The sequence below is a fragment of the Tistrella sp. genome (genome assembly GCF_002684955.1).
GTDB lineage: Bacteria > Pseudomonadota > Alphaproteobacteria > Tistrellales > Tistrellaceae > Tistrella > Tistrella mobilis.
Genome location: NZ_NYWI01000018.1, coordinates 1 through 7,987 on the forward strand (window position 1 = coordinate 1; position 7,987 = coordinate 7,987).

General features: G+C 70.7%; 5 protein-coding genes. All 5 read left to right on the forward strand.

Translation table 11 applies throughout. The features are described 5' to 3' along the window. Nucleotides 1–221 precede the first annotated feature (221 nt). From tssF to tssJ, 5 genes are read left to right on the forward strand one after another with little or no spacing between them, the layout of a single operon-like run. Complete coding sequence (gene tssF, locus CMO28_RS04620) at nt 222–2,063, forward strand: type VI secretion system baseplate subunit TssF (RefSeq protein WP_296710369.1); 1,842 nt, start codon at nt 222–224, stop codon at nt 2,061–2,063. Nucleotides 2,064–2,073: 10 nt separating this feature from the next. Next, nucleotides 2,074–3,114, forward strand: a complete 1,041-nt coding sequence (gene tssG, locus CMO28_RS04625) for a type VI secretion system baseplate subunit TssG (RefSeq protein ID WP_296710373.1) — start codon at nt 2,074–2,076, stop codon at nt 3,112–3,114. Between the two features lie 45 nt (nt 3,115–3,159). Further along, nucleotides 3,160–5,757 carry a type VI secretion system ATPase TssH gene (gene tssH, locus CMO28_RS04630; protein WP_296710375.1) on the forward strand — a complete coding sequence of 866 codons (2,598 nt, stop codon included), beginning with the start codon at nt 3,160–3,162 and terminating at the stop codon, nt 5,755–5,757. 43 nt (nt 5,758–5,800) lie between these two features. Beyond that, nucleotides 5,801–7,219 carry a type VI secretion system-associated FHA domain protein TagH gene (gene tagH, locus CMO28_RS04635; protein ID WP_296710377.1) on the forward strand — a complete coding sequence of 473 codons (1,419 nt, stop codon included), beginning with the start codon at nt 5,801–5,803 and terminating at the stop codon, nt 7,217–7,219. Then, entirely contained in the window at nt 7,219–7,752 is a 534-nt protein-coding gene (tssJ, locus tag CMO28_RS04640) for a type VI secretion system lipoprotein TssJ (protein ID WP_296710379.1), read from the forward strand. Before tagH ends, tssJ begins: the two co-directional genes overlap by 1 nt. Nucleotides 7,753–7,987: the final 235 nt, after the last annotated feature.

Sequence of the window (7,987 nt, forward strand, 5' to 3'; positions counted from 1 at the left end):
CCGCGAAGGCGGGGATCCAGGTAGGCTTCTACAGGTATGAACGATGATCATTTTCCGGGGGTCGTCATGTCGGGCATCAGAAGATCCGCCGCCATCGGTACCGGAGATGGTGTGTCCGACAGTCTTCGCGCGGACAGGAACCCGGATCCCCGCCTTCGCGGGGATGACGGCGGACATGTCGTACAGAAGTCGGCCGGTATAGAATCGCAGATGAGCATCACATGACCGACGAACTGCTTCCCCATTACCAGCGCGAGCTGGTCGAGATCCGCCGCCGGGCGGGCGAGTTCGCGGCGGCGCATCCCAAGATCGCCGGGCGGTTGCGCCTGACCGCCGATGCCGCCGATGATCCTTTCGTGGCCCGGCTGATCGAAGCGGTGGCCTATCTGAATGCCCGCATCCAGCTGCGGCTGGACGATGCCTTCCCCGAGCTGACCGATGCCCTGCTCGGGGTGCTGCACCCGCACTGGCTGGCGCCGGTGCCCTCGATGGCGATTGCGCGGTTCACGCCGCAGGCGGACCTTTCAGGCCCCCATACCGTGCCGGCCGGGGCCGAGCTGGTGACGGGGCCCGTGGCCCCCGCCGAGGGCCGCGCGCCCGAGCCCTGCCGCTTCCGCACCGCCTGGCCGGCCACCCTCTGGCCGGTCGAGATCGAGACCGTGGCGCTGAAGGCGCGGCCGGTGGCGGCGCCTGCGATTGCCGGGGTGGAGCAGGCGGTGGCGGTGCTGAAGATCGGGCTGAAGACCATGCAGCCCGGGCGGAGCTTCACCGAACTCGGCCTGGACCGGCTGCGGCTGTTCATCGCCGCCCCCGGCGCCCAGGCCACCCGGCTTTACGAGCGGCTGACCAATGATGTGGCAGGGATCGCGGTCGCCACCGGCCCCGATGATCCGCGGCCGGTGCGGCTCGGGCCCGAGGCGGTGGCGCCGGTGGGCTTTGCAGGGGATGAGGGGCTGCTGCCCGACGATGCCCGCACCCTGCCGGCCTATCGGCTGCTGACCGAATATTTCGCCTTCCCCGAAAAATTCCTGTTCCTGGACCTGAACGGCCTGGACGCCCGGACGCTGGCCCCGGTGGGCGACCGGCTGGAGATCCATGTCTTCCTCACCCGTCACGACCAGGATCTGGAGCGGGCGGTGACGGCGGAGAGTTTTGCGCTGGGCGCCGTGCCGATCGTCAACCTGTTCCGCCAGGCGGCCGAGCCGATCCGGCTGGATCAGCGCCAGTCTGCCTACCGGGTGGTGCCCGATGCCCGCCGGCCGCTCTCGACCGAGATTTTTCGGATCCTGCGGGTCGAAGGCAGCGATGCCGGCGGCCGCCGCCAGCTCTATCAACCCTTCCATTCGGTCGCCCATGGCACGGCGATGGCCGACGAGACCCGGCGCTGGTGGCATGCCGAGCGCCGGCCGGCCGGGCCGCGCGATCCGGCGAGCGAGATCTATCTCAGCCTGGTCGATGACGGCTTCAATCCGTCCGAGCCCGCTACCGGCGTGCTGTCGGTCGACACGCTGTGCCTGAACCGCGACCTGCCGGCGCGGCTGCCCTTCGGCGGCGGCCATCCGGTGCTGAAACCGGCCGAGGCGATGTCGGCGATCCGTGGCGTCACCTGCCTGACCCCGCCCACCCGGACGCTGCGGCCCGAGGCCGGGGCGCATGGCCGCTGGCGGCTGATTTCCTTCCTGTCGCTCAACCATCTGTCGCTCACCGACGATACCGACGGGGCGGCGGCCTTGCGCGAACTGCTGGCGCTGCACGACCTGCGCGACGCGCCCGAAACCCGGGCAGCGATCGATGCGATCACCGGCATTTCGCACCGCCGGGGCATGGCGCGCGTGCCCGGCGACCGCTTCGGCGGCATGGCCCGCGGGCTGGATGTGACGCTGGAACTCGACCCCGAACGCTATGCGACCGGCGGGCTCTACCTGCTGGCGGCGGTGCTCGACCGGGTGTTCGGGCTTTACTGCACGATCAATTCCTTCACCCGCCTGACCGCGAAACTGCGCGGCCGGCCGGGCGTCATCCGCACCTGGCCGCCGCGCGCCGGCGCGCAGGACCTGGTCTGAGGGGGCGCCCATGACCACCATGCAACCGCCCCAGACCGAAAGGGTTCCGGCCCCCGCGCCATCGGCTCCCACCGGCGTTCTGGCCGATCTCGCCCGCGCGCCCTGGTCGTTCGAGGCGGTGCAGGCGGTCAGGGTGCTGGAGCGCGCGGCCGGGAGCAACCCGGCCGATGCCGTGCGTTTCCAGGGCGTGCTGCCGCTGGCCTTTCCGGCGAGTGCGGTGGCCGGCGCGCGTCTGGGCCAGGTGGAGGGGGCGCCGGCGGTGCTGCGCATCGCCCATCTGGGCCTGCTCGGCCCCTCGGGCGTGCTGCCCTCGCATATGACCGCGGCGGCGATCGAGGCCGAGCGGCGGCGCAACCCCGGTTTCGCCCGCTTCGTCGACCTGTTCCTGGACCGCCAGGGCGCCTTCTTCCACGGCGCCCAGGTGAAATACCGCATGGCGCTGGCCCATGAGCGCGCGGCGGCGGAAGGCCGCGAGGATGCGATCACCGGCGCGCTTCGGGCCCTGACCGGGCTTGGCACGCCGCATCTGGCCGGGCGGCTGGCGGTCGATGATCTGACGGTGATCCGCCATGCCGGCCATTTCGCGCGCGGGCCGCGTTCCGCCGCCGCCCTGGAGGCGATGCTCTCCGGCCAGCTTGGCGCGCCGGTCCGCATCCGCCAGTTCGCCGGCAGCTGGGTGCGGCTGGACGAGGCCGAGCGCAGCCGCCTGACGCCCGGCGGCTTCTGCCGGCTGGGGGTCGACATGGTCGCGGGCGAGAAGGTCCGCGATGTCGACGGCCGGTTCGAAATCGTGGTCGGCCCGCTGTCGCGGGAGCGCTTTGCGGCGCTGCTGCCCGAAGGTGCCGCGGTGCGCGCGCTGACCGATCTGGTGCGGCTGTATGTCGGCCCGGCGATGTCGTTCGCGCTCCGCCTGGTGCTGGACCGGCACGAGGTGCCGCCGGCCGAACTGGGTGCCAAAGGCGGCCTGCGCCTGGGCTGGACCGGCTGGCTGACCGGCACGGCACCCCCGCCCCGCGACCCCGACGATGCCGTGTTCGAGACCGGCGCCTGACCTTTTGTACCTGATCTTCCTCTCATTTTTCCGGACCCGCACCCCATGGCAACCACCCAGATCCGCTCCCTGGTCGACAAGCTGAACCGGACCTGCCGCAAGGCGCTTGAAGCCGCGGCGGGCAATGCCGTCAATCGCGGCAATCCTGCGATCGAGATCGAACACTGGCTGCGCGCCCTGGTCGCCGATGACGGCGCGGTGCTGCCCCGGGCGCTGGCGGAGGCCGGCGTCGCGGTGCCGCGGGCGCTGACCGCGCTCGATGGCGCGCTCGACCGGCTGCGCACCGGCAATGATCGCGCGCCGGCCCTGGCGCCGGGGCTGATCGCCATGATCCGCCAGGCCTGGACGGTGGCCTCGATCGAGGATGGGGCGGACCGGATCGGATCGGGCCATCTGCTGGTGGCGGCCCTGCGCGACGAGTTGCTGTCACAGCAGCTGGCCCAGGTGATCCCGGTGCTGGGGCGGCTGTCGGCCGATCAGGTTCTGGCGCGGCTGCCGGAGCTGGCAGACGGCAGCGACGAGGCGGCGGGCAGCGGCCCGGCCGCGGCGGAGGCGCCGCTCTCTTCGCTGCAGAGCGGCAAGGCGCTCACCACCTATGCGATCGACCTGACCGAGGCGGCACGCGCGGGGCGGCTGGATCCGGTGCTGGGGCGCGATGACGAGATCGCCCAGGTGATCGACATCCTGTCGCGGCGGCGCCAGAACAACCCGATCCTGACCGGCGAGGCCGGGGTCGGCAAGACCGCAGTGGTCGAGGGGCTGGCGCTGCGCGTGGCGGCGGGGGAGGTGCCGGCGGCGCTGGCCCGTGCCCGGTTGCTGACCCTGGATCTGGGCCTGTTGCAGGCAGGCGCGGGCGTGAAGGGTGAGTTCGAAAACCGTTTGAAATCGGTGATCGACGAGGTGAAGGCCAGCGCCGACCCGGTCATTCTGTTCATCGACGAGGCGCATACCCTGATCGGTGCCGGCGGGGCGGCGGGGCAGGGGGATGCGGCCAATCTGCTCAAACCCGCGCTCGCCCGCGGTGAGCTGCGCACCATCGCGGCCACCACCTGGGCGGAATACAAGCGCCATGTGGAACGCGACCCGGCGCTTGCCCGCCGCTTCCAGGTGGTGAAGGTGGAAGAACCGTCCGAGGCCCGGGCGGTGACCATGCTGCGCGGGCTGGTGGAGAAGCTGGAAGCCCATCACGGGGTGCATATCCATGATGCCGCCGTGGAAGAGGCGGTGCGGCTGTCGGCCCGCTATCTGCCCGAGCGGCAGCTGCCCGACAAGGCGGTGAGCGTGCTGGACACGGCGGCGGCCCGGGTGGCGATGGGCCGGGCGGTGGTGCCACAGGCGCTGCAGAGGCGGCGGTCGGAACATGCCGCGCTGGAACGGGCGCGGGACATGCGGTTGCGTGATGCGGCGCTGGGTGGCGCGGCGCTGTCGGTTGAGACGCTTATAGCCGATATGGCTAGTCTGGAGGCCGAAATAGCCGAAATGGCTATTTCCTTCGCAGAGGAGTCGCGGCTGGTGGCCGAGCTGGCCGAGGCGCGGGCGATGGAAGAGCCCGCGGCGCGTGCGGCCGCACAATCGGCCGTGCTTGAGCAGCTGAAAGTTGTACAAGGGAAAGATCCGCTGCTTCCGGTTGATGTCGATGCCCGGGCGGTGGCGGCGGTGATTTCGGACTGGACCGGCATTCCGCTGGGCCGGATGGCCGATGACGAGCTGGAGACGGTGCGCCGGCTGGAGGACCGGCTCCGCACAAGGATCATCGGCCAGGACCATGCGCTGGAGGCGGTGGCACGCGCGGTGCGCACCAGGCGTGCGGGGCTGGACGATCCGCGCCGGCCGGCCGGCGTGTTCCTGTTCGCCGGCACATCGGGCGTGGGCAAGACCGAAACCGCGGTGGCGCTGGCGGAACTGCTGCATGGCGACGCCCGGGCGCTGACCGTGATCAATCTGTCGGAATTCAAGGAGGAACATAAGGTCTCGATGCTGCTGGGCGCGCCGCCCGGCTATGTCGGCTATGGCGAAGGCGGCGTGCTGACCGAGGCGGTGCGCCGCCGCCCCCATGGCGTGGTTCTGCTGGACGAGATCGAGAAGGCCCATCCGGGCGTGCAGGACGTGTTCTACCGGATCTTTGACGAAGGCCGGGTGCGCGACGGCGAGGGGCGGGAGATCGATTTCCGTAACGTGACCCTGATTCTGACCACCAATGCCGGATCGGAGACCATCACGAAACTGATGGACGACCCCGATACCGCACCGGGACCGGAGGGCCTGGCCGAGGCGCTGGAACCGGTGCTGCGCCAGAGCTTCAAGCCGGCCTTCCTCGGGCGCCTCAAACTGGTCCCATTCATGCCACTGGATGATGAGAGGTTGCTTGCTATCGTGAACCTGCAACTCGATCGCGCAGTGCGGCGCATCACCGAAACCTATGATCTGCCGGTCACGGTGGCGCCCGAGGTGGCGTCGGCGGTGCTGGCCCGCGCCCGGGCACGCGATGCCGGGGCACGCGCGGTGGAGGCGGTGATTTCCGGCGAGCTGATGCCGGGCCTGGCCGGGCTGATCCTGGACCGGCTGGCCGAAGAGGGCGCGCCGCCCCGCGCAGTCGAGATCGCAACCGGGCCCGATGGCAGCCTGACGCCCCGGCTGTCGTGAGAGCCGGCTGTCGTGACGGATTGAGGAATTGACGGAGGAAGCCATGCGGCTCGTGATCGACATCGCCCATCGCGACGATCCGGCGACCCGGATCGGGCCCTCGCGGAGCTTCGACCGCCGCGGCCTGCGTGTCGGTCGCGGCCCCGCCAACGACGTGGTGCTGGACGATCCGACCCGGGTCATTTCCGGCCAGCATTGCCTGATCGACTATGACAGCGGCCGCTTCCGGCTGATCGACACCAGCACCAACGGCAGTTTCGTCAACGATCCGCGCCGGCCGGTGCCGCGCGAGACCGGCCATGTGGTCGCCGATGGCGACCGGGTGTTCGTGGGCGATTACGTGCTGACGCTGGGGCTGATGCCGGTGCCGGACGAGGCGCCGGCACCCCGGCCGGCCCGGCCGCTGCATGCGGCACCGAAGCCGGCCCCGCGCCCCAATCCGGGGGCGGCCTTTTCGGGCGGCGAACCGCCGGCCACCGCCTTTGCCTTCACCCCGCCCAGGGTTGCCAGGGTCGAGATTCCCGAAGACTGGGATGTTGATGGCCGGAACGTGGACGGGTTGATGACCGCGCCCGAGAACGACCCGTCGGACCCGCCGGCCCCGCCGATCCGCCGCCCGCCCCAGCCGGAGCAGCCACCTCGTCGCCAACCACCCGGGCCACCACGCGACCCCGAGCCGATCCCGGTCGAGGACCCGGAAGACGTGCCGCTGGAGGATCCGGTGCCGATCCGCGACCCCGAGCCGCTGCCCGACCCGGACCCGGACGAGGACCCTGAACCCTATCGCGACCCGCCGCCGCGCCAGACGCCGCCGCCATCGGAATACCGGCTGCGCGACGACCGGCTTTACGACGCCTTCCTGTCGGGCGCCGGGCTGACCCGCGAGCAGCTGCCGCCTTCCCGCGCCGAAGAGGTGCTGCGGATCGCGGGCGAGGTGTTCCGTGCCACCGCCCGCGGGCTGATCGAAACCCTGTCGGCGCGGGCAGAGCTGAAGGGCGAATTCCGCATCGAGCGCACGACCATCAAGCCGCGCAACAACAACCCGCTGAAATTTTCGGCGACGCCCGAAGAGGCGATGCTGGCCTTTCTGCAGCCGACCCTGCCGGCGTTTTCATCGGGGGTGAAGGCGGTGGAACAGGGCTTCGATGACATCGCCGCCCACCAGATCGCCATGGTGCGCGGGCTGGAAGCAGGGTTGGGCGTGGTGATCGACACCCTGTCGCCCGAGGCGACCGAACGCGCCGTCGGTCCTGTCGGCGGGCTGGGCGCCATCGTCTCCACCGCCCGCAAGGCCGCACTCTGGGACGGCTATCGCCGCCGCCATGCCGAGATCCGCAGCCGCGCCGAAGAGGATGCGCGGTCGCTGTTCGCCGAAGGCTTCGCCCGCGGCTATGCCACCTCTCACGGTGGCATCCCGATGCAGCGCGCGACACCGGCGGAGGGCGGGGAGGCGCGGCGCTGATGGCCAGTTTGTCCATTTTCCGTATGGCCATTGTGGCCATAAGCCTTGCCCTGCCGCTCCAGGCCTGCAGCGACCGGCCGGTCAGCGACCTGATCGGCACCGCCGACCGCCTGTTCAGCCTGCGCTTCGGCGACAGCGCGCCCGACGAGGCCGAGATCGCGATCATGGCCCACGAAGACGCCAATCCCGATGTCGAGGGTCGCCCCTCGCCGGTGGTGCTGCGCTTCTTCCAGCTGAGCCAGCCCGGCGCCTTCCAGCAGGCGGATTATTTCGCGCTCAACGAAAACCCCCGCGGGGTTCTGGGCGGCACGCTGATCGACCAGGGCGAACTGGTCATGGCGCCGGGCAGCAGCCGCGAGCTGGTGTTCTCGGCCGACCAGCGCACCCGCGCGATCGGTGTGGTCGCCGGCTTCCGCGACATCGACGAGGCCCGGTGGCGCTCGCTGATCGAGGTCGACCCCTACGACCTGGAACCGCTTCAGGTGGTGATCGACGGCACCGACGTCACCATCGGGCTGAAGCCCGAGGAGTGACTGCCGGGCACCGCCACCGATCGCATCGGCACCGCTTGACCACCGCCGCTGTCCGGCACTGCCGTCGACCGTGGCCGCACCGTCCAACCACCCACGCCGCTGTCCGGCACCGCCGTTGACCGTCTCTGCACAAACTAAACACCGTCATCCCCGCGAAGGCGGGGATCCAGGTAGGCCTCTACAGGAATGACCGATGATCGCTCGCGACAACACCCCTGTCAGCCCTTCGACGCCG

Coding starts and splice junctions, on each gene's coding strand:
- tssF (WP_296710369.1), top strand. CDS start 222: ATGACCGACGAACTGCTTCCCCATTACCAGCGCGAGCTGGTCGAGATC.
- tssG (WP_296710373.1), top strand. CDS start 2,074: ATGACCACCATGCAACCGCCCCAGACCGAAAGGGTTCCGGCCCCCGCG.
- tssH (WP_296710375.1), top strand. CDS start 3,160: ATGGCAACCACCCAGATCCGCTCCCTGGTCGACAAGCTGAACCGGACC.
- tagH (WP_296710377.1), top strand. CDS start 5,801: ATGCGGCTCGTGATCGACATCGCCCATCGCGACGATCCGGCGACCCGG.
- tssJ (WP_296710379.1), top strand. CDS start 7,219: ATGGCCAGTTTGTCCATTTTCCGTATGGCCATTGTGGCCATAAGCCTT.